The organism is Halococcus sp. IIIV-5B (assembly GCF_003602035.1).
Lineage (GTDB): Archaea > Halobacteriota > Halobacteria > Halobacteriales > Halococcaceae > Halococcus > Halococcus salsus.
This window is the reverse complement of record NZ_QZWE01000005.1, coordinates 40289-59698: the sequence shown is the minus strand read 5'-3', so window position 1 is coordinate 59698 and position 19410 is coordinate 40289. Positions and strand designations below refer to the sequence as shown.

Here is a 19410-nt window from a genome sequence, read left to right as displayed (position 1 = left end):
ACTACGCGGCCTCTTCGTCTTCCTCGATAAACTCGGGGTCGGCGAAGGCGCTTTCGAGGCTGCCGAGGCCGTTGAGCCACTCGGCGACCGGCCCGTAGCCGATCTCCTCGACGGTCTCGGGTTCGAGCGCCGCGCCGTCGATGATCCGGGTTCCCGCCTGCGCACAGTGTTCGAGCGCGTCGTCGAACGCCTCGCGCTCCTCGGCGGCGCTCGCGGCGCTGAGCCGTTCGTCGATCGGGTTCTCGTCGACCCCCTCTGCGACGTAGAGTTCGGCGGCGTAGAACACGCAGACGAGGGAGGTCTGGACCCCGTCGACCAGCAGGAGCGTCTCCTCGTCCTCGATCTCGACCTCCGAGAGCACGATCTCCCGGATGTCGGCGAGCTCGGCGATCGCGGCCTCGTCGTCGAGTTCGCCGTCGTCGTAGTCGGCGATGACCTTCGTGACCGCGATCGCGGCGTCCTCCTGGAGGTTCCAGAGCAGGCGCGCGGCGTCCTCGTCCTCGGGGTCGAGCTCGGCCTCGCGCAGGCGGTCGAGCCAGTTCTGCCAGCGTTCGTCGGTGTAGTACGCCACTGGGGGTTCGCTCATACCTCCACGAACGCGTTGCTGTTGATAGGCCTTTTCGTTAGCCCGAGCCCGTGTCAATGCCGTACACCTGGGCCGGCGTCTCGACGTGGGCACGTCGCACGGCCTCGTCGTGGCCGTTTTCGAGCAGCCATCGCACCCGACGCGGCACCGTCTTCGGCCCCAGCACCGCCCCCGGTCGGTCGGGGTCGTCGATGAAGTCCGTCTCCATCAGGAACGGTGCGCCCGCCTCGGCCGCGGTCTCCAACCGGTCCTTCTCGCTCATCACGCTCGGCATCGGGCCGGCGAGCCGCCCGCCCGCGTAGTGTTTCACCACACAATGCGCCGGCAGCCCGCGCTCCTCGGCCCACTCGGCGACCTCGGTGAGGTCGTCGGTGGCCTCGGTGTGGAGCTGAACGGCACAGTCGTGGTCCGCCCCGAGCGCGAGCGCGTGCCGGAGCACCGCGTTCGAGGCGTCCCAGACCTCGTCGCTGACCTCGTAGTGCGGCCGGCCGGACTTCAGTGCGAGCGCCCCCCCAGATGAAACGTACTCGGCGGCGACGTCGAGGCCGGCCTGCATCAGCTCCCGTGCCTCCTCGGGGGAGAAACCGCGGTCCGTGAGGTGGGTCACGAGTCCCGGATGCACACCCAGGACGGGCCACGCGCGTCCGTCGAGAACCTCGGTGGCCTCCTCGACCACCTCGATGGTGGTCTCGAACGCCGCTCGAAAATCGTCGGCATCCTCGACCTCGACGCCGAGCGTCCACGAGGGTTTGTTGACCACGAGGAGGTGGGTGCCGCCGACGTTCGCGAAGTCCGCCACCGCGTCGAGACCCTGCCCGTGGTCGGGGTCGAGGTGGAGGTGGTTGTCGAGGACCGGCGTGTCGAGGTTCATACGTGGCCCACCGTCGGCGCGGAGAAGTCGATTTCCCTTCAGCCGAGCGTGACCGCGTCGTGGGCGGCGTTTCGGAGCGCGTCCGAGCGCCCGTGTTCGCCCGGCGCGATGACGAACGTCGCCACCCCTCGGCGGGCGGCGTGTTCGATCACGGGCTTGAAGTCCGTGTCCCGTGAGGCCACCGCGAGCACGTCGAGGTCGTCGATCGCGGCGGTGGCGTCGACCGCGAGTTTGACGTCGACGTCGCCGCTCGTCACCCGGACCTCGAACCCGCGCGCCTCGGCGGCCTGGATGAGTCCGGGCGTTGCGTGCTCGTCGAGGTAGAGTCGGGTGATCGCGAGGGTCCCCATCTCCAGCGCGGCGGCACGAACGTCGTCGAGGTCGACGTCGAACTCGTTCCGGAGGACGTTCGGGCCGTCGACGAACAGCCCGACCGATGGCTCGCGCTCGCCCGTCGACACCGCCTCCCGAAGGGAGTCGAGCATTGCACGCGATCGCTGCCCCCCGCTCAAAGCCGTGCCGGTGTTCGCCCGCGTGCGGCATCGCCATCGGTTCCGGCAGTCGGTTCCCCCTCACCCAGTTCGCGCGCCGACCTCGACGATGTTATCGGAACCGCACTGCCACGGCCGCAGCGTCGCCGAACCGTTCTTCGGCTCGCTCGTTTCTCCTTATTCAGAGTATTATTTAGAAAAATCTAAGTAATATTTAACAATGGCACGTCCATCGGCTGGGGTGGAACAATGGTCGAACGACCCAATCGCGGTCGACGACGGTTTCTGAAAGCCATCGGTGCCGGGGCACTGCTCAGCGGTCTCGGTGGCGTCGCGTCGGCGACGCCGGGGCGCGAACCCGGACCGAAGGAAGGAGAGGTCCTCGTCGGGGTTTCGGAGACCGAGGACGGGATGCGGACCGCCGTCGAACGGTCGGTCCCCGGTAACGCCGAGGTCGTCCACGAGAACGAGGAGCTGAGCTACGTCGCGGTGAAGTTCCCGGCCCGGGCCGCTGCGGTCGCCCGAACGAACTTCATCGAGGCGGTCACGAAGAAGGACCACGTCAAGTACGCCGAGGAGAACACGACCTACGAGGCGCTCTACCGGCCGAACGACCCGCGCTACGACGACCAGTACGCCGACCAGCAGGTCGATGCCCCGACGGCCTGGGACGAAACCCTCGGAAGCTCCGACGTGACCGTCGCGGTGGTCGACCAGGGCGTGAAGTACGACCACCCGGACCTCGAAGGCAACGTGGCCGCGGACCCGGGCAAGGACTTCGTCGACGGGGACTCCGACCCCTCTCCCGACAGTCTCTCCGAGGAGATCCACGGAACCCACGTCGCGGGCATCGCGGCCGCGGACGTCGACAACGGGACCGGGGTGACGGGTATCGGCAACTCCACCGTCATCTCGGGGCGCGCGCTGAGCGAGGATGGGCGAGGCTCGACCAGCGACATCGCCGACGGCATCCAGTGGGCGGCCGACCAGGGTGCCGACGTGATCAACCTCTCGCTGGGTGGCGGTGGCTACACCCAGACCATGAAGAACGCGGTCTCCTATGCCACCGGCCAGGGTTCGTTGGTAGTGGCGGCCGCGGGCAACGACGGAACCGAGGGTGTCTCCTATCCCGCTGGGTACTCCGAATCGCTCGCGGTCTCGGCGCTCGACCCCGACGAATCGCTGGCGTCGTACTCCCAGTACGGCGACGCGGTCGAACTCGCCGCGCCCGGCACCAACGTCCTCTCGACGTGGCCCGAGCCCGGCACCCCCTACAACGCGATCTCGGGGACATCGATGGCGACCCCCGTGGTCGCTGGCACGGCCGGACTCACGCTCGCGAAGTGGGACCTCACCAACACCGAACTCCGGAGCCACCTCAAGAACACCGCCGTCGACGTCGGGCTCTCGGATGCCGAACAGGGTTCCGGGCGGGTCGACGCCGGCGACGCCGTCACGACCGACCCTGCGGATGCCGGTGACGGCGGTGACGGCGGGGACGGTGGCGGCGGCGACGATGGCGAGTCGACCACCGAATCGATCGGCGGCTCCCTCTCGGGCTCGGCGGACTACGACGACTACACCTGGTCGTGGACCGACGACGCGCCGAGCACGGTGACGGTCGAACTCGACGGCCCGAGCGGGACCGACTTCGACCTCTATCTCAACACCGGCACGAACTCGGCCGCCGGACCGAGGAACTACGACTACACCTCCCGCTCGCCGGGCAGCGACGAGACGGTCACCATCGACGGTCCCGACACGTCGACGGCGCTCCAGATCGACGTCGACTCCTACAGCGGTGCCGGCGATTACACCCTCACTATCACCGAGTCGACGTAGGTCTCACCCGCCGAACTCTCGACCTATTCGCGTACCGTGACGGTGTGTCGGTCGTCCTCGACTCCAACGAGGTTCGAACCGCGATCGAAGTTACAGATCGTCGGTCCGCCACGGAACCATCCTTTCACGGGACGAAGGGATATACTTCATATCTCCTTAGAAAACGGTTAACTCGAAGAGGCGGGAACCGATCCTCGATGGCCGAACGATCTGGACACGGTCGGCGAACGTTCTTGAAAGCCCTCGGTGCCGGGGCACTGATCGGTGGTTTCGGTGGGGTTGCCTCGGCAGCGCCCGGTCGTCAGTCGGGAACGAAGGAAGACGAGATACTCGTCGGGGTCTCGGAGACCGAGGGCGGGATACGGACCGCCGTCGAACGGTCCGTGCCCGGCAACGCCGAGGTCGTCCACGAGAACGAGGAGCTGAGCTACGTCGCGGTGAAGTTCCCGGACGAGGCCACGACGACCGCTCGCACGAACTTCATCGAGGCCGTCACGAAGGAGGACTACATCACGTACGCCGAGCCCAACGCCACTTACGAGGCGCTCTACCGGCCGAACGACCCACGCTACGACGACCAGTACGCCGACCAGCAGGTCGACGCTCCGACGGCGTGGGACGAGACCCTCGGGAGTTCGGACGTCACTATCGCCGTGATCGACGAGGGGGTGAAGTACGACCACCCGGACCTCGAAGACAACGTGGCCGCGGACCCCGGCGAGGACTTCGCCGACGGGGACTCGGACCCTTACCCCGACAGCCTCTCCGAGGAGGTCCACGGGACTCACGTTACGGGTATCGCAGCTGCGAGCGTCGACAACGGGACCGGGGTGACGGGTATCGGCAACTCCACCGTCATCGCGGGCCGTGCATTGGCCGAGGACGGGAGAGGCTCGACCAGCGATATCTCCGACGGGATCCAGTGGGCGGCCGACCAGGGCGCGGACGTGATCAACCTCTCACTCGGTGGGGGCGGGTACACTCGGACCATGAAGAACGCGGTGTCGTACGCCACCGATGAAGGCGCATTGGTAGTGGCCGCAGCGGGCAACGACGGTATCGAGGGCGTCTCTTATCCCGCTGGGTACGCCGAATCGCTCGCAGTTTCGGCGCTCGACCCCGACGAGTCGCTGGCGTCGTACTCCCAGTACGGCGACGCGGTCGAACTCGCCGCGCCCGGCACCAACGTCCTCTCGACGTGGTCGGAACCCGGCACCCCCTACAACGCGATCTCGGGGACCTCGATGGCGACCCCCGTGGTCGCTGGCACGGCGGGGCTCGCGCTCGCGAAGTGGGACCTCACCAACGCCGAACTTCGAGACCACCTCAAGAACACCGCCGTCGACGTCGGGCTCTCGGATGCCGAACAGGGTTCCGGGCGGGTCGACGCCGGCAACGCCCTCACCACGGAACCGGGAACCGGCAGCGAATCCACGATGGAGTCGTTCGACGGCTCCCTCTCGGGCTACCGCGACGCCAACGACCACACGTGGTCGTGGACGTACGATTCGCCGAGCACGTTACGGATCGAACTCGACGGCCCGAGCGATAGCGACTTCGACGTCTACGTGAACACCGGCACGACCCGGACCGCTAGCCCGGGGAACCACGACTACACCTCGCGGTCGATCGACGACGACGAGACGCTCACTATCGACGACCCCGACGACTCGACCGCGGTGCAGGTCAGCGTCGATTCGTACCACGGCTCCGGCGCGTACACCCTCACGATCACCGAGTCGGCGTAGATCCCGCGTAGCGGTTCTCCGGCCGGTCGCCCATCACAGGCAAGCGGACGGTTGATAGTCGCGATGACCCAACGGGCGGGTATGTCCGAGGACGACCCCCACGAACGCGACGTGACGCTCTCGAAGGAGAAGGAGGAGGCCGAACAGGAGACCGACGAGGCGGAGGAAGCCCGCGAGGCCGAAGCCGAACGGAAACAGGAGGAGGCCGCCGAAGGCGAAGTTGAGGTCGAATCCGAACAGCGCGAGGCGGCCGCCCGCGAAGCCGAGAACCCCGACAACCACCGCGACGAACAGCCCCACAACAGCTGACCGCGCGAGCGAACCGACCGCTCGCGAACGACGACGATCGCTTACTCTTCGCGACCGACGGCCGCGAGCAGCTCCTCGTGGGCCGCGCCGTTCGAGGCTACGAGGCCGTCGCTGTCGTGCCGCCACCGCTCGCCGGCGAGGTCGGTCACGGTGCCGCCGGCCTGGCGGATCATGTGCGCGCCGCCGACCGTGTCCCACGGGCTCATCCCGGCGGTCGCGACCGCGGCCTCCAGCGAACCGCCCGCGACCGCCGCGAGCGTGGCGTGCGAGCAGCCGAACCGCCGGATGTCGCCGAACCGGCTCGCGAGCGCCCCAATAGTGGCGGTGTAGTCCTCGAGCCGGCGCTCGCCGAGCAGGATCGGGACGACCGCGAACGTCTCCGGGTCCCCGCGGTCGCTGACGCGCACCGGGTCGCCGTTGAGCCGCGTTCCCGAGCCGTCGGCGACGTAGGTGTCCGAGAGCGCGGGCAACACCGTCGCCGCGGCGACGGGTTCGCCGTCGACCACGGCCGTCACGCTCGTCCCCCAGATCCGGAGCCCGCGAACGAAGTTGCTCGTGCCGTCGATGGGGTCGATGACCCACGACGGTCCCTCGTCGGGGACCCGTTTCAGCGCGTCGTCCTCCTCGCCGACGATCGCGTCGTCCGGGAACCCCTCGCGGATGGTCTCGATGACGCGGTCCTGGGCCGCGCGGTCGGTCGCGGTGACGAGGTCGGTCTTCCCGGTCTTGGTCTCGACCGAGAGTTCCCCGCGAAACGAGTCGAGCGCGAGGGCCGCGCCGGCTTCCGCCGCCCGCACCGCGAGGTCGGCCCGTCGGTCCGTATCGGTCATACAACCCGCTCGGCCGCACGCGGGCAAAAACCGTCGGTTGTGGTTCGCTCGGTGGTCGCGTGGTGACTGGTGGCGGCGCGAGTTCGTCGACGACTACTACGATACTGCCTCGCGGGGCACGCGTCGCTCCCGGGTGTTCTGACCGAGGTTCGACCCGCGGTGGAATCTCGTCGTTCTGGGTACGGTCGGCGCGCGCTCGCGGTCGTGCGCGAGTGAAAACGAGCGCCGACCGCGGACATTGTGCGAGGTTTGCGCGAGCTGCGCGAGGGCAGGCTCGTCGGAGCAAGGCTCCGACGGTGGATGAGCACCGCAAGGAGTGAGCGAACGCGAACGACCGAGGAGCGCAGTCGGCTGGGGAGGCGTGTGGCGCGTTGCGGGAGTGGTGGCGGGGATGGTAGTGATTGTACTGCGAGTGACCGAGCGGAGCGAGGGAGCGAGCAGCCTTTTTTAGTCCAGGTTTTTCAAGGAGCGGTTGGTGAGCGAAGCGAACCAACCCGACGCAGAAAAAAGTGGAAGTGGAAACGATTAGGTCGCGCGGCACGACGCCATCGACATGGACCTCCGTGACCCACCGTTGGGCGACGAACACGCCGCCAGTGGCGCGAAGACCACCGAGTTCGGCGGTTGGGAGATGCCCGTCGAGTTCGACTCCATCCGCACCGAACACGCCGCCGTCCGCGAGGCGGCCGGCAAGTTCGACGTCTCGCACATGGGCCAGATCGAGGTGTCGGGGCCCGACGCCGCCGAGCTCCTGAATCGGCTCACCACCAACGACGTCGCGAGCCTCGACCCAGGGAAGGCGCAGTACGCGATGATCACCGACTCGAAGGGGGTCATCCTCGACGATACGGTCGTCTATCGGCTCCCCGCCGAGCGCGACGCCGACTTCCTGTTCATCCCGAACGCGGGTCACGACGAGGAGATGGAAGACCGATGGGTCGACCACCGCGACGAGTGGGGGTTGGACGCCACCGTCGAGAACCGGACGACCGACTCCGCGATGGTGGCGGTCCAGGGGCCGGATGCGGTGGACCTCCTCGGGGAAGCGGTGGAGGGCGATATCGCCGACCTCGGGCGGTTCTCGGCGGGGGTCACGAGCCTCGACGGCATCGAGTGTCTCGTCGCGCGCACGGGTTACACCGGCGAGGACGGCTTCGAACTCCTCGCGCCGTGGGACGAGGCGGCGGCGGTCTGGAACGCCCTCGACTGTCAGCCCTGCGGCCTCGGCGCGCGCGACACCCTCCGGATCGAGGCGGGCTTCCTGCTCTCCGGCCAGGATTTCGACGCCGAGACGAACCCCCGAAACCCCGTCGAGGCGGGTGTGAGCTTCGCGGTCGACCTCGACACCGAGTTCGTGGGTCGGGACGCGCTCGCGGCGGTCGCGGAGTCGGGCCCCGAAGAACGGTTCGTGGGCTTCGAGCTCGAAGAACGCGGCATCCCGCGCCACGGCTACGAGATCAGTGCAGAGGGCGAAACCGTTGGAACGGTCACGAGCGGGACGATGAGCCCGACACTTGGGGTCCCGCTCGGGATGGGCTACGTCCCGAGCGAGTTCGCCGAGCCGGGGACCGAGGTGGGGGTCGAGATCCGCGGCGAGCCGAAAGACGCACGTATTAGGCCGCTCCCGTTCTACCAACGATGAGTTTCGAAGTTCCCGAGGACCAGCACTATCTGGAGAGTCACGAATGGGCGCGAAAGGACGGGGAGACCGCCCGTATCGGTATCTCCGCGTTCGCCCAGGACGAACTCGGCGACATCGTCTTCGTCGAACTCCCCGAGGCGGGCGACGCGGTCGCACACGACGAGGGATTCGGCGTGGTGGAGTCGATCAAGGCGGTCTCGGACCTCTACGCACCGGTCTCGGGCACCGTCTCGGCGATCAACGACGACGTCTTCGACGCGCCGGAGCTCCTCAACGACGACCCGTACGGCGACGGCTGGCTGCTCGAAGTCGACCTCGACGACGAGGGCGAGTTCGACGACCTGCTGGACGCCGAGGCCTACCGCGACCAGATCGAGTAGGTAGCCCTAGTCGGGCTTCCCCGATCTCAGTGCTTCGACGTGGCCTTCACGCCGAGCGTCTGGGCGACGATCTTCCCATCCTGGACCACGAACGTGTCGGTCGCGAACTCGTAATCGGTGTCCGGCGTGTCGGCCTCCCAGGTGATGTAGGCGTACTCGCCCTCGACGGTCTTCTCGGTCAGATCGAACGTTACGTCTGGCTGTTCGAACTCGGTGAACAGCTCGGTCTCGAACCAGTCAGCGATCGCCTCGCGCCCGCGATGAACGTCGCCGTGGGTGATGACGACGGCGTCGTCGGCGTAGTCCGCCATCGTCGCCTCGATGTCCTGGTCGCCGAACGCTTCCAAGTGGTGGTCGAGAACGTCTTCGGTCGTGCTCATAGTGTTGCTGGTCCCCCCGCTCGGCCTCGGGAGCGGGGCGGAACGATGGCTCGCCACGGTCTTAACTGTTCGTTCGGGAGGGTCGACCCGCCTCGAACGACGGTCTGATATGCCCACCCACGAAGGGTCTACCAATGTCGTCTCACGCCACTGGTGGGTGGTCTCGCCGATGAGTCACGACCGACGCGGTCCGGCTGCCGAAACCGGGAGTCCGTTCGCTCCACAGACCGCCGAGGAGACGGCGGCGATGCTGGACGCCGTCGGCGTCGAGAGCGAGGAAGCCCTGTTCGACATCCCCGAGGCGGTCCGCTTCGAGGGCGACCTCGGGATCGAACCACGCGGCGAACGCGAGCTTCGAGGCGAGCTGGCGTCGCTGCTCGACGGGAACGACGACCTCACCGAATTCCTCGGCCGAGGCCACTACGACCACTACGTCCCCTCGATGGTCGACCACCTCTCCGACCGATCCGAGTTCCTCTCGTCGTACACCCAGTACCAACCCGAGGTCGCCCAGGGGTTCCTCCAGGCGCTCTTCGAGTACCAGTCGATGCTGGTCGAACTCACAGGTTTATCGATAGCGAACTGCTCGATGTACGACGCCGCGAGCGCGCTCGGCGAGGCCGCGACGCTCGCGCTCCGCTCGCGGTCGGTGTCGGGCACGCGGATCCTGGTCCCCGAACAGCTCCAGTCGGGCCGGCGAGAGGTACTCGAGAACTACCTCACCGGGACCGACGCGGTCGTCGAATCCTATCCGATGGACGACGGCAACGTCGATATCGACGCGCTCGCGGAGTCGGTCGACGAGGACTGTGCGATGGTCTACGCCGAGAACCCCACTGTACGAGGGACCATCGAGGAGGAGCTCTCGACCATCGGTGACCTCGCGGCCGACGACGATGCGGTGTTCTGTCTCGGCTCGGACGCGGTCGCGCTCGCCCTCCTCTCCGAGCCTGCGGCGGTCGGAGCGGACGTGGTGGTCGGCGACGCGGCGCTCGGCCTCGGCACCAGCGGCGGGATGGGCCTCGGGCTGTTCGCCTGCCGCGAGGACTTCCTCCGCCAGGTCCCCGGACGACTCGTCGGCGCGAGCGAGGATCGGAGCGGGAGACGGGCCTACACCCTCACCCTCCAGACGCGCGAACAACACATCCGGCGCGAACGTGCGACCTCGAACATCTGCACCAACCAGGCGTGGGTCGCGCTCCGGGCCGCGATGCACGCCGTGTGGCTCGGCCCCGACGGGCTGGTGAACCTCGCCGAGGACTGCGTAACGAACGCGCGCGACCTCGCCGAACGGCTCGACGAAATAGATGGGATCACCGCGCCGGTCCACGACCGCCACCACTTCCGGGAGTTCGCGGCGCGAACCGACCGCCCGACTTCCGATGTTCGAACCGACCTCGAAGAACGGGGGTTCGCGGTCCACGCGATCGACGACCACCTGGTCCAGGTCTGTGTCACCGAGACGAACGTCGAGCACGCCGACGAGCTGGCCGAGGCGCTGGAGGTGGTCGCATGATCACGGTCGCGGCGAAGCCGCCCTCTACTCACGTCTGCTCGCGGCGGCGTAGCCACCGCTCACATGGTCCGCGGAACCGACGGTTCCGCGCTACTCGACACCGGAGGTGTCTCGCGTGAACTACGACCAGGCACGGTGGACCGAGGACGACGACCGCTACGAACCCCTGCTCGCCGAGAAACGCTCGACCGAGGTCGCGGTCGAGGACTCACCGCTGCCCGACGACCTCACACGGGACGGGCTCGACCTCCCCGACCTCGCCGAACCCGAACTCGCGCGCCACTATACTCGTTTGTCGCAGATGAGCTACGGCGTCGAGAGCGGCCCGATCCCGCTCGGGAGCTGTACCATGAAGTACAACCCGGGGTTCACCGAGGACGTCGCCGCCCTCCCCGGTGCCGGGACCCACCCCGACCGGTCGGAGGGGACGGTGCAGGGCAACCTCGAACTCCGCTATCGGCTCCAGGAGTATCTCGCGGCGATCGGCGGAATGGAGAGCGTCACCCTCCAGCCGCCGGCCGGGGCGGCCGGCGAGTTCACGGGGATCCTCGTGGCGAAGGCCTACCACGAACACCACGGTGAGGAGCGAAGCGAGATCATCGTGCCCGAGAGCGCCCACGGCACGAACTTCGCGAGCGCCGCGCTCGCGGGCTACGACGTGGTCGAACTCCCGAGCGCCGAGGACGGGCGGGTCGACGTCGAGGCGCTCCGGGCGGCGGTGGGCGAGGACACCGCGGCGCTGATGCTCACCAATCCCAACACGCTGGGACTGTTCGAACGCGACATCGAGGAGGTCGCCGAAGTCGTCCACGAGGCCGGTGGACTGCTCTACTACGACGGTGCGAACCTCAACGCGCTGCTCGGTCGCGCCAGACCGGGCGACATGGGCTTCGACGTGATGCACTACAACGTCCACAAGACGTTCGCGACGCCCCACGGCGGCGGCGGTCCGGGTGCCGGACCGGTCGGCGTCGTCGAGGAACTCGCGCCGTTCCTCCCCACGCCACAGGTTCGGAAGACCGACTCGGGCTACGAGACGGTCGAACCCGAACGGACGGTCGGCAAGGTTCACGGCTTCGCCGGCAACTGGCTCGTGTTGATCAAGACCTACGCCTACATCGCCCGGCTCGGCGACGCGGGGCTCGCCGACGCGAGCGCGAAAGCGGTGCTGAACGCGAACTACCTCGCGAGCCGGATCGACTACGAGATACCCTTCTCGCCGTTCCACCACGAGTTCGTCGCGAGCGCCGGCCGCGATGCCGCCGACGTCGCACGGCGGATGCTGGATTACGGGGTTCACCCGCCGACCACGAAGTGGCCCGAGGCCGTCGACGAGGCGTTGATGACCGAACCCACCGAGGCCGAGACCCGCGATTCGCTCGACCACCTCGCGCGGGCGTTCGACCAAGCCGCGGCCGATGACGACGATGCCCTCGAAGCCGCCCCGGAACGAACGGCGGCACGGCGGATCGACCAGGCGAGCGCCGCTCGGAGTCCACGACTGTCCTGGCAGGCGCTCGACGAGTAACCCCTCAGTCCCGCTCGCGAACCAGTTCGTTCGCCCGCGCGAGGTCGGCGGGCGTGTTGACGTTGACCAGCCAGCCGTCACACCGAATCCCGACGATCCGTGCGCCGTCGGCGACCCGGTGGCCGATGGCGTCGCTCATCTCGAACTCGCCGCGCGGCGAGCGCTCGACACGCCGACAGGCGTCGAGGAGCGCCGGTGTCGCGGTTTGGACGCTCGCGGCCACGAGGCTCGGGTCCGGCGGGTCCTCGGGTTTGTTCTCCCAGCCGACGAGTTCGTCGTTCTCGTCGAGGACGCAGACCATCTTCTCGCGCGCCGCGCTCGCGGGGACCTCCTGGACGAGGACCGTCCCGTCCACGGCCGGGTCGCGGTGGCGCTCGACCAGCCGTCGGAGGTCGCACGAGACGACGCCGTCGCCGTCCATCAGCACGAACGGCCCGTCGAGGTGGTCCTCGGCGGCGAGGAGGGCGTGTGCCATTCCGTCGCGCTCGTGTTGGACGGCGTAGCTGATGGGGACCCCGGCGAACGCCTCGCCGTAACGCTCGCGGATCCGGTCGCCCTCGTAGCCGACGACCACGACCAGCTCCGTCACTCCGAGGTCGACTAGCCGCTCGAAACAGCGGGTGAGGATCGGCCTGCCGCCGACATCGAGCAGCCCCTTCGGTGTTGCGGCGGTGAGCGGTCGGAGGCGGGTTCCCTCGCCGGCGGCGAGCACGACGCCCTTCACGGTTCGGTCTGTCGACCGGCGGACAAAACCATTGGGGTGGGTATCCCTGAAACCGCTGCTTTGCGGTGCCGTACGTCACTCTATCCCTCGGGATGGGTGAATAGGTTTATGTACGTATCACGCGAAACACCATGAAATGAAGCCGTGTCCACTCTGTGAGGAACCGCTTCCGGATGGCCGCCCCCGTCATCGGGTCGTGCTCGAGGTCGAGGACACCACCCGGTCGTCGAAACAGATCACGGCGGAGGAAACCCAGATCAGGCGGTACTGCGTCGACCAGCAGGTGTGTCCCGACTGCTGGGACGACCTGGAAACAGAGCTCTCGTAGCCCTCGGAACACCGTTCTCCCGAAAACCGTCCACGGTCGAGCCACGCGTCTCCCACGAGCCGGCGGCTCGAACGCTCGACGAGCGTTCGACATCATTCCAACCTACGTCGTCCATCAGCCATCTCTTTTCCCTCATGCATTTTCTACGCTACGAGTTGATTCAGTGATTTGTACCGTCTATTCAACGAATTAGACCTAAATTGTTGTTATAGGATATCTTCGAAAATATTCATATCGATGGCGTGTCTTGGGTAGGACGTCATGTCCGACACCGACGAACTCCGGACGTACCTGCAGAACCACCCGAAAACCCTCTCGGCGCTGTTCGGTCTGATGGTCCTCCTGACGCAGATCGGGCCCGTGGCCGCCGGCAACAACGGCGGCATCAGCGGCCCGTAGGTCAGAGCGTATCGAGGTCCAGGCGCTGGCTCCAGCGCAGCTCGCTCCCGACCCGGACGGGGGCGTCCTCCAGTTCCAGAAACGCCTGGAGGTCCTCCTCCGTGACCGTAAACGTCTGTACGAGCCCGGAGGAGATGTAGTACTGGTCGTTCTCCCTGAAGAAGGGAACGACCAGGCTCCCGATCCCCTGTCTGGAGGTCAAGAAGATGGTGTAGTCGACGGTGAACGTCTCGCCGGTCCGTTCGATGCGACAGAGGTTCGGGAAGCTCCCGGCCGGTTGAGCCAGCGCGAAGCCGCCGTCGCCGACGACGAGGTACTCCTCGCCCATGATGCTCTCGTCACGGGCGACTTCGAGCGCGGCGCGCAGCGGGAAGCCGGCGTTGAGCAGCCCCGCGAGCGTCTTCCCCATCGTGACGGCCTCGGCGTTGAGCACGTCGGCGAGGGTGACGATGCCGCCGATGGAGCCCTTCCGGATCAGACTCATCCCCTGTTCGTAGGACTGGCAGGCGTTGAGCAGGAAGGCGTCGACCCCGACCGAGTCCAGCGTCGCGGCGTCGAGGGTGCCGTCGATACACTCGAAGCCGCCGTCGTCCACGTGGCCGACGTAGTGGAGGAAGTCGGTCCGTTCCGCGAGGAGGGTGCGGAGCTCGCGCGTGGTGAGGTCGCGCTCGACGGCGACGTCGAACGGGAGGTCGCGGTCGCCGTAGATCGTATCGACCAGCCCCCGCTCCTCGTCCATCGCGGGGTCGTTACAGACCACCCGCACGGTGATGTCGCCCTCGGTCGGCGTGCGGTCGAGGCGGTTCCGGTAAGCCTCGACCGTGGCCTTGCTCGCGCCCAGCGGCGTGCCGTCGCCGACCCACGTCTGTTCGAGCGACGTGCCGGCGTCGGGTTTCACGAACCGCGTTCGGGCGGTGTGCCGAGCCGGTTCGCCACGGCTCGTGCTCCGGGTGAACGCGCCGGCCACGTCGGAACGGTCGGTCGTCCGGCCGTCGGCGTCGGCCGAAACGGGTTCGGCTTGGTCCGCGGTCGCCTCCGTCTCGCTACAGCGAACGACGGCGAGGTCGTCGACGAGGAAGGGGAGCATCTCGACGCTGTCGGGGGTTGGCTCGACGTGGGCGGTGAGCTTCCACTGGGGAAGGTGTGGTTCGATGGTTTCGTAGGGGATGTCGAGAGCGGCTTCGAGCCGGGCCGCCAGCGGACGGTCGTAGAGCGCGCCGAAATCGAGCCCCAGCGTCGACTCCAGCGCCGACCGCTCGTGGAGCGCCACGGGGTACAACCCCTCCGTTCTGGTGAGACAGTCGAGGAAGAAGGCGCGCTTGAGGGTGCGTTCGACGGTGGTCTCGAAGCCGGCGGGACCGTCCAGTTCGTACTCGAATCCCGTCTCGGTCCGGATTCGGGGTGGGTCGCCCGGAACCACCCGCGCGCCGAGGTAGTAGGCCAGCGGCGCGACCACGAACACCGACCGGCAGTCCGCCGGAACCTCGATCGTCACGCCGGTGTCGGGCGGTTCGAGCCCCGCGAGGTCGAGTTCCTCGCCGAGTTCGACCGTGGGCGGGTGGCCTCGAAGCGTGGGATAGGAGCGCTCGGGGCTGGTAGCCTTGAGCGCCGAGCCGAACGTCGAAATCGCTTGCATCAGGTCCTCGGGGTCCGACGTCGTCGTCACCGTCGCCGCCGGCCGGTCGTGGTGTGAGCGCGCGCCCACCAATACGTCGACTTCCTCGCCGAACTCGATCGACATTCGCTCGGCGTCGGCGGTCAGGTCCACCGACCCCTCGACCATGAGGTAGAGCTTCACCGGCGTGTTCAGCTCGATACCGTAGGTCCCTTCGGGCAGGTGCTCGTCCGCGAAGTGTTCGGCCGTCCGGACCGGGGTACCGTTCCCGTCGCGAACGTGTATCGTGACGACGCTCGGCAACGAGAACGCGCTGGTGCGGATCGAGACGGCGGTCTCGACCGGGAACCGGAACGGTTCCGTCTCGGCGGGGTGGGGCGTGACCGGCGTTGGCGTCGAGAGCGTGTACTGGTGGCGCTCTATCGGGTCCATGACCGCGATGCCGGTATCGACGGGTTCGAACGAGGGCCGTATCATTCCTCGTCGTCCGCACGTACGTCCACACCACACGTGTACATCGTTGGGCGGGCGTTGGTGCTCAGCGTATAAAAAGATCTGCTACCGACCGCGAGCCATGCTCGTCGCCGGGGTGACTCGGTGTCGACGGCGGTCGTCAGGCCGGGTCCGGCGCGGAGCTGATGTCGTCGCCGATGGTGACGAACGCGTAGCCACAGTCGGGACAGCGCCACTTCACTTTCTCGCCGAGGTGGAGCGTCGTGCTCGCGGCGCGATAGAACTGCCGTCGCTCGCCACAGTCGGGACAGTCGTGCTCGCGTTCGAGGCTCATACACCCGCTCGACGCCGACCGAACCTCAACCTACTGGTTTCCGCAGGATTCGGACGGACCGGTCGACGAGCGCCGTGGAAACGCTCGCGACCCCCGCAGACCGGCGGAACGCACGCCAGTGTGTCGCCGCCGTTCGTGTACCGACCTTTTCCGTTGACGCGACACCCCATATCGTCGTCTCACCCCGTCTCAATACCGATTTCGGGCGGCAAACGGCCGGAGCCCTTAAATAGTTCAGCCCCGTACCATACACTGTAGAAACCCCCCGTTGTACCGCCAGCGAACATCACCATTCGAGCATCCGCTCACCCACACGATATTGGAAGGTAACACGACACGCATCCGAGCGCACGAATCGAACGAACGAACGACCCAGGGGACGGTCGAGGAGACCACGACCGACGAGACCGAACAGGTCTGTCCGGAGTGTGGTGGCCGGCTCGTCTCCGATACGGAACACGGCGAGACCGTCTGTACCGAGTGCGGTCTCGTGGTCGACGAGAACGAGATCGACCACGGGCCCGAGTGGCGGGCGTTCGACGCCGCCGAGCGCAACGAGAAGAAACGCACCGGCGCGCCCACCACGAAGATGATGCACGACAAAGGGCTCTCCAGCCAGATCGGCTGGCAGAACAAGGACGCCTACGGCAACGCCCTGAGCTCGCGCAAGCGCCAGCAGATGCAGCGCCTCCGGACCTGGGACGAACGCTTCCGGACCCGGAACTCGAAGGAACGCAACCTCAAACAGGCCCTCGGCGAGATCGACCGGATGGCGAGCGCCCTCGGCGTCCCGAAGGACGTTCGCGAGACCGCCTCGGTGATCTACCGCCGCGCGCTCGCGGAGGACCTCCTCCCCGGGCGCTCGATCGAGGGGATGTCGACCGCCTCGCTCTACGCCGGGATCCGGCAGATGGGGCTCCCGCGGAGCGTCGAGGAGGTCGGCGCGGTCTCGCGGGTCGACGAGATGGAGTTCAAGCGGGCCTACCGCTACATCAACCAGGAGCTCGACCTCCAGATCGCCCCGCCGAAACCCCAGCAGTACCTCTCGCGGTTCGCCTCCGACCTCGACGTGAGCGAGGAGACCGAGCGACGCGCACGCGAACTCCTCACCACCGCCGAGGAGCAGGCGATCCACTCCGGGAAGAGCCCCGTCGGACTCGCGGGGGCAGCGCTCTACGCCGCCGGCATCCTCACCAACCGCAAGCTCACCCAGGACGAGGTCAGCGAGGTCGCCGAGGTCAGCAACGTCACGATCCGGAACCGCTACCACGAGCTCATGGACGTGGCCGGCGAGACCGACGCCCAGCACACCCCCACCGCCTGCGCCTGAAATTCTTCCAGCGCGCCCGAGGCCGGAATCGAGGGCCGACGCAACGATTTTGTAGGTCGATGAGGTAGAGCAGGTATGCCGAGCGCGACGGCCGAGGACTACCTCAAAACGGTCTATCAGCTCGCCGACGGCGACGAGCCGGTGCCGACATCGGCCATCGCGGACGCGCTCGACGTCACGCCACCGACGGTGACGGCGACGATGAAGCGCCTCGAAGGCCACGGGCTGGTCGAGCGCGAGGAGTACAAAGGTGTCCGCCTCACCGAGGAGGGCGACCTGATCGCGCTCGAAACCATCCGCCACCACCGACTGCTCGAACTCTTCCTCGCCGAGCATCTGGGCTACGACTGGACGGAGGTCCACGACGAGGCCGACACCCTCGAACACCACATCAGCGAGCGGCTCGAAACCGAGCTCGCGGCGGTGCTCGGCGACCCGACCGCCGACCCACACGGCGCACCGATCCCCACCGCGGACCTCGAACACACCGGGGCCGACGACGACCCGCTCTCGGAGTACGGCGAGGGCGAGCACGCCGTCGTGACCCAGGTCGCCGACACCGACCCCGAGATCCTGGCGTACCTCTCGGACGCCGGTCTCACGCCCGAGACGGAACTCGAGGTCCGCGAGGTCGCACCGTTCGGGATGGTGACCGTGCTGCCCGAGGGACGCGAGGAGACGGTGTCGCTCCCCGCCGAGATCGCCGCCGCGGTCCGGGTTCGCCCGACGGACGCCGAACCCGCCGGGGACGGGATGACCGTTCTGGAGTGAGGCGCTACGTCACCTCGCCATCGACGTCGGCGTCCGTGTGCGCACCCGACGCGACGATGGCTTCGAGCACGTCGACGAACCGCCAGACGTCCGTGTAGCTCGTGTACAGCGGTGCGGGGCAGACACGGACGACGTCCGGCGGTCGGAAGTCAACCACCGCGTCGCGGGCACCGAGCGCGGCGACGACCCCGCGGGCGTCGGGGTGTTCGAGCGCGACGTGCCCGCCGCGGCGCGACGGCTCGCGCGGCGTGCCGACGGTGAACTCGTCGCCGAGGCGGGTATCGACCAGCGCGGTCAGGTAGTCGGTGAGTGCGAGCGACTTCTCACGGATCGCGTCGATCCCGGCCTCGTGGACGAGGTCAAGCGCGCCTTCGAGCGGCGCGGCGCTCAACATCGGGACGGTGCCGATCTGCCACGCGCCCGCGGTCCCGGCGGGCGTGAATCGAGGGTTCATCTCGAACTGCGTCGCCTTCTCGTGACCCCACCAGCCCGCGAGCGCCGGCGGCGTCCCGAAGTGCTCCCGGTCGACGTAGAGACCCGCGATGGCTCCCGGCCCCGCGTTGAGGTACTTGTACGAACACCACACCGCGAAGTCGACGCCGTGAGCTGACAGATCGTGGGGGACGACCCCGATGGAGTGCGCGAGGTCGAAGCCGACGAGCGCGTCGTGGCGGTGGGCGGCCGCGGTGAGCCGTTCGATATCGAGCAACTGGCCGCTCCGGTAGAGCACGGAGGGCAGGAAGACCAGGTCGATATCCCTCGCTTCGAGCGCGGCGACCACGCGCGCCTCGTCGATGGTGCGCCCGTCGTCGCTCTCGACCACCACGAGGTGGGTCTCGGGGTCGAGCCCGCGCTGGCGGAGCTGTGCCCGAACGGCGTAGCCGTCGGTCGGGAAGTTGAGCTCGTCGATCAGCACGACTGGATCGTCGCGGGTATCGAGGAACGTCCCGACGAGGGTGTGGATGTTGACGGTGGTGGCGTTCGCGGCGACGACTTCCTCGCTACCCGCACCCACGAGCGGCGCGAGCCGGTCGCCGAGGAATTCACCATACTGAAACCACGGTGGGTCGGCGTCGGTCCAGCCCCCGATCCCGAGCTCGCGCCACTCCTCGACCACGCGATCGAGCGTCCGGTGGGCGTCCTCGGAGGCTGGCCCGAGCGAGTTCCCGTCGAAGTAGAGCCGGTCGGGGAGCGAGAACCGGTCGGCGAACCCGGCGAGCGGGTCGGCCTCGTCGCGCTCCCGGGCGGCGGCTCGCGTCGCGTCGAACCCCGTCATGGGTGCGTTCCCACCGCGACCGACAGGATTCTTTCGCTCCCGTTCGCGTGCAGGGGT

At 67.8% G+C, this 19410-nt stretch carries 20 protein-coding genes; 11 read left to right on the top strand and 9 right to left on the bottom strand.

Annotated elements, in window-relative coordinates:
* Position 1: 1 nt before the first annotated feature.
* The 3 genes from D3261_RS05435 to D3261_RS05425 are packed head-to-tail and all read right to left on the bottom strand — an operon-like array spanning position 2 to position 1942.
* Positions 2-586: a DUF2150 family protein gene (locus tag D3261_RS05435; protein ID WP_007692146.1), complete on the bottom strand. Its 585-nt coding sequence runs from the start codon at positions 584-586 to the stop codon at positions 2-4.
* A gap of 37 nt (positions 587-623) precedes the next feature.
* The gene (locus D3261_RS05430; protein ID WP_120069958.1) at positions 624-1457 is read right to left on the bottom strand and encodes a TatD family hydrolase; all 834 of its coding nucleotides are present in this window, start codon (positions 1455-1457) and stop codon (positions 624-626) included.
* 38 nt (positions 1458-1495) lie between these two features.
* On the bottom strand, positions 1496-1942 hold the full coding sequence (locus D3261_RS05425) for an NYN domain-containing protein (protein WP_120069956.1): 447 nt from the start codon (positions 1940-1942) through the stop codon (positions 1496-1498).
* Positions 1943-2197: 255 nt separating this feature from the next.
* On the opposite strand from D3261_RS05425, the gene D3261_RS05420 reads away from it, so the two are divergent.
* The 3 genes from D3261_RS05420 (at position 2198) to D3261_RS05410 (ending at position 5847) form a co-directional block, all read left to right on the top strand.
* Positions 2198-3790, top strand: coding sequence for a S8 family serine peptidase (locus D3261_RS05420; RefSeq protein WP_120069953.1), 1593 nt, complete (start codon positions 2198-2200; stop codon positions 3788-3790).
* A 197-nt stretch (positions 3791-3987) separates the two neighbouring features.
* Positions 3988-5538 (top strand): S8 family peptidase, encoded by a 1551-nt coding sequence (locus D3261_RS05415; RefSeq protein WP_120069950.1) that lies wholly within the window; start codon positions 3988-3990, stop codon positions 5536-5538.
* An 81-nt stretch (positions 5539-5619) separates the two neighbouring features.
* Complete coding sequence (locus D3261_RS05410) at positions 5620-5847, top strand: hypothetical protein (protein ID WP_120069948.1); 228 nt, start codon at positions 5620-5622, stop codon at positions 5845-5847.
* Positions 5848-5888: 41 nt separating this feature from the next.
* On the opposite strand, the gene D3261_RS05405 is transcribed toward D3261_RS05410, so the two are convergent.
* Positions 5889-6677 carry an inositol monophosphatase gene (locus tag D3261_RS05405; RefSeq protein ID WP_120069946.1) on the bottom strand — a complete coding sequence of 263 codons (789 nt, stop codon included), beginning with the start codon at positions 6675-6677 and terminating at the stop codon, positions 5889-5891.
* A 553-nt stretch (positions 6678-7230) separates the two neighbouring features.
* Between D3261_RS05405 and gcvT the strand changes: the two genes are divergently transcribed.
* Together gcvT and gcvH are read left to right on the top strand one after the other, a co-directional pair.
* The gene (gene gcvT / locus D3261_RS05400) at positions 7231-8319 is read left to right on the top strand and encodes a glycine cleavage system aminomethyltransferase GcvT (RefSeq protein ID WP_120069943.1); all 1089 of its coding nucleotides are present in this window, start codon (positions 7231-7233) and stop codon (positions 8317-8319) included.
* A complete protein-coding gene (gene gcvH, locus D3261_RS05395; protein WP_120069940.1) occupies positions 8316-8699 on the top strand; it encodes a glycine cleavage system protein GcvH in 384 nt (127 codons plus the stop codon). Before gcvT ends, gcvH begins: the two co-directional genes overlap by 4 nt.
* 26 nt (positions 8700-8725) lie before the next feature.
* Here the strand turns inward: gcvH and D3261_RS05390 are convergent, their stop codons facing one another.
* Complete coding sequence (locus tag D3261_RS05390) at positions 8726-9079, bottom strand: nuclear transport factor 2 family protein (protein ID WP_120069937.1); 354 nt, start codon at positions 9077-9079, stop codon at positions 8726-8728.
* 169 nt (positions 9080-9248) lie between these two features.
* Between D3261_RS05390 and gcvPA the strand changes: the two genes are divergently transcribed.
* Positions 9249-10595 carry an aminomethyl-transferring glycine dehydrogenase subunit GcvPA gene (gene gcvPA / locus D3261_RS05385; protein WP_120070196.1) on the top strand — a complete coding sequence of 449 codons (1347 nt, stop codon included), beginning with the start codon at positions 9249-9251 and terminating at the stop codon, positions 10593-10595.
* Positions 10596-10710: 115 nt separating this feature from the next.
* A complete protein-coding gene (gene gcvPB, locus D3261_RS05380; protein WP_120069934.1) occupies positions 10711-12123 on the top strand; it encodes an aminomethyl-transferring glycine dehydrogenase subunit GcvPB in 1413 nt (470 codons plus the stop codon).
* Positions 12124-12127: 4 nt separating this feature from the next.
* Here the strand turns inward: gcvPB and D3261_RS05375 are convergent, their stop codons facing one another.
* Positions 12128-12847, bottom strand: a complete 720-nt coding sequence (locus D3261_RS05375) for a sugar phosphate nucleotidyltransferase (RefSeq protein ID WP_120069931.1) — start codon at positions 12845-12847, stop codon at positions 12128-12130.
* Positions 12848-12983: 136 nt separating this feature from the next.
* Here D3261_RS05375 and D3261_RS05370 point away from each other — a divergent pair, with 136 nt between their 5' ends.
* Positions 12984-13175, top strand: a complete 192-nt coding sequence (locus tag D3261_RS05370) for a hypothetical protein (protein WP_120069928.1) — start codon at positions 12984-12986, stop codon at positions 13173-13175.
* A 261-nt stretch (positions 13176-13436) separates the two neighbouring features.
* Entirely contained in the window at positions 13437-13574 is a 138-nt protein-coding gene (locus D3261_RS20305) for a hypothetical protein (protein ID WP_199693928.1), read from the top strand.
* Position 13575: 1 nt separating this feature from the next.
* Here D3261_RS20305 and D3261_RS05365 read toward each other — a convergent pair whose 3' ends face one another.
* Together D3261_RS05365 and D3261_RS20300 are read right to left on the bottom strand one after the other, a co-directional pair.
* Entirely contained in the window at positions 13576-15666 is a 2091-nt protein-coding gene (locus D3261_RS05365; protein WP_120069925.1) for a hypothetical protein, read from the bottom strand.
* A gap of 136 nt (positions 15667-15802) precedes the next feature.
* On the bottom strand, positions 15803-15976 hold the full coding sequence (locus tag D3261_RS20300) for a hypothetical protein (RefSeq protein ID WP_192927946.1): 174 nt from the start codon (positions 15974-15976) through the stop codon (positions 15803-15805).
* A 319-nt stretch (positions 15977-16295) separates the two neighbouring features.
* Between D3261_RS20300 and D3261_RS05360 the strand changes: the two genes are divergently transcribed.
* Together D3261_RS05360 and D3261_RS05355 are read left to right on the top strand one after the other, a co-directional pair.
* The gene (locus D3261_RS05360; protein WP_120069923.1) at positions 16296-17306 is read left to right on the top strand and encodes a transcription initiation factor IIB family protein; all 1011 of its coding nucleotides are present in this window, start codon (positions 16296-16298) and stop codon (positions 17304-17306) included.
* A gap of 75 nt (positions 17307-17381) precedes the next feature.
* Positions 17382-18077 (top strand): metal-dependent transcriptional regulator, encoded by a 696-nt coding sequence (locus D3261_RS05355; RefSeq protein WP_120069920.1) that lies wholly within the window; start codon positions 17382-17384, stop codon positions 18075-18077.
* 4 nt (positions 18078-18081) lie between these two features.
* On the opposite strand, the gene kynU is transcribed toward D3261_RS05355, so the two are convergent.
* Positions 18082-19353, bottom strand: coding sequence for a kynureninase (gene kynU, locus D3261_RS05350; RefSeq protein WP_120069918.1), 1272 nt, complete (start codon positions 19351-19353; stop codon positions 18082-18084).
* Between the last annotated feature and the right edge of the window lie 57 nt (positions 19354-19410).

What these genes read in the sequence shown, in the direction of transcription:
- D3261_RS05415 (WP_120069950.1), top strand. Translation starts at nt 3,988, where the DNA reads ATGGCCGAACGATCTGGACACGGTCGGCGAACGTTCTTGAAAGCCCTC.
- D3261_RS05370 (WP_120069928.1), top strand. Translation starts at nt 12,984, where the DNA reads ATGAAGCCGTGTCCACTCTGTGAGGAACCGCTTCCGGATGGCCGCCCC.
- gcvPA (WP_120070196.1), top strand. Translation starts at nt 9,249, where the DNA reads ATGAGTCACGACCGACGCGGTCCGGCTGCCGAAACCGGGAGTCCGTTC.
- D3261_RS20305 (WP_199693928.1), top strand. Translation starts at nt 13,437, where the DNA reads ATGTCCGACACCGACGAACTCCGGACGTACCTGCAGAACCACCCGAAA.
- D3261_RS05430 (WP_120069958.1), bottom strand. Translation starts at nt 1,457, where the DNA reads ATGAACCTCGACACGCCGGTCCTCGACAACCACCTCCACCTCGACCCC.
- kynU (WP_120069918.1), bottom strand. Translation starts at nt 19,353, where the DNA reads ATGACGGGGTTCGACGCGACGCGAGCCGCCGCCCGGGAGCGCGACGAG.
- D3261_RS20300 (WP_192927946.1), bottom strand. Translation starts at nt 15,976, where the DNA reads ATGAGCCTCGAACGCGAGCACGACTGTCCCGACTGTGGCGAGCGACGG.
- gcvT (WP_120069943.1), top strand. Translation starts at nt 7,231, where the DNA reads ATGGACCTCCGTGACCCACCGTTGGGCGACGAACACGCCGCCAGTGGC.
- D3261_RS05420 (WP_120069953.1), top strand. Translation starts at nt 2,198, where the DNA reads ATGGTCGAACGACCCAATCGCGGTCGACGACGGTTTCTGAAAGCCATC.
- D3261_RS05365 (WP_120069925.1), bottom strand. Translation starts at nt 15,666, where the DNA reads ATGATACGGCCCTCGTTCGAACCCGTCGATACCGGCATCGCGGTCATG.
- D3261_RS05410 (WP_120069948.1), top strand. Translation starts at nt 5,620, where the DNA reads ATGTCCGAGGACGACCCCCACGAACGCGACGTGACGCTCTCGAAGGAG.
- D3261_RS05435 (WP_007692146.1), bottom strand. Translation starts at nt 586, where the DNA reads ATGAGCGAACCCCCAGTGGCGTACTACACCGACGAACGCTGGCAGAAC.
- D3261_RS05405 (WP_120069946.1), bottom strand. Translation starts at nt 6,677, where the DNA reads ATGACCGATACGGACCGACGGGCCGACCTCGCGGTGCGGGCGGCGGAA.
- D3261_RS05390 (WP_120069937.1), bottom strand. Translation starts at nt 9,079, where the DNA reads ATGAGCACGACCGAAGACGTTCTCGACCACCACTTGGAAGCGTTCGGC.
- gcvH (WP_120069940.1), top strand. Translation starts at nt 8,316, where the DNA reads ATGAGTTTCGAAGTTCCCGAGGACCAGCACTATCTGGAGAGTCACGAA.
- D3261_RS05355 (WP_120069920.1), top strand. Translation starts at nt 17,382, where the DNA reads ATGCCGAGCGCGACGGCCGAGGACTACCTCAAAACGGTCTATCAGCTC.
- D3261_RS05425 (WP_120069956.1), bottom strand. Translation starts at nt 1,942, where the DNA reads ATGCTCGACTCCCTTCGGGAGGCGGTGTCGACGGGCGAGCGCGAGCCA.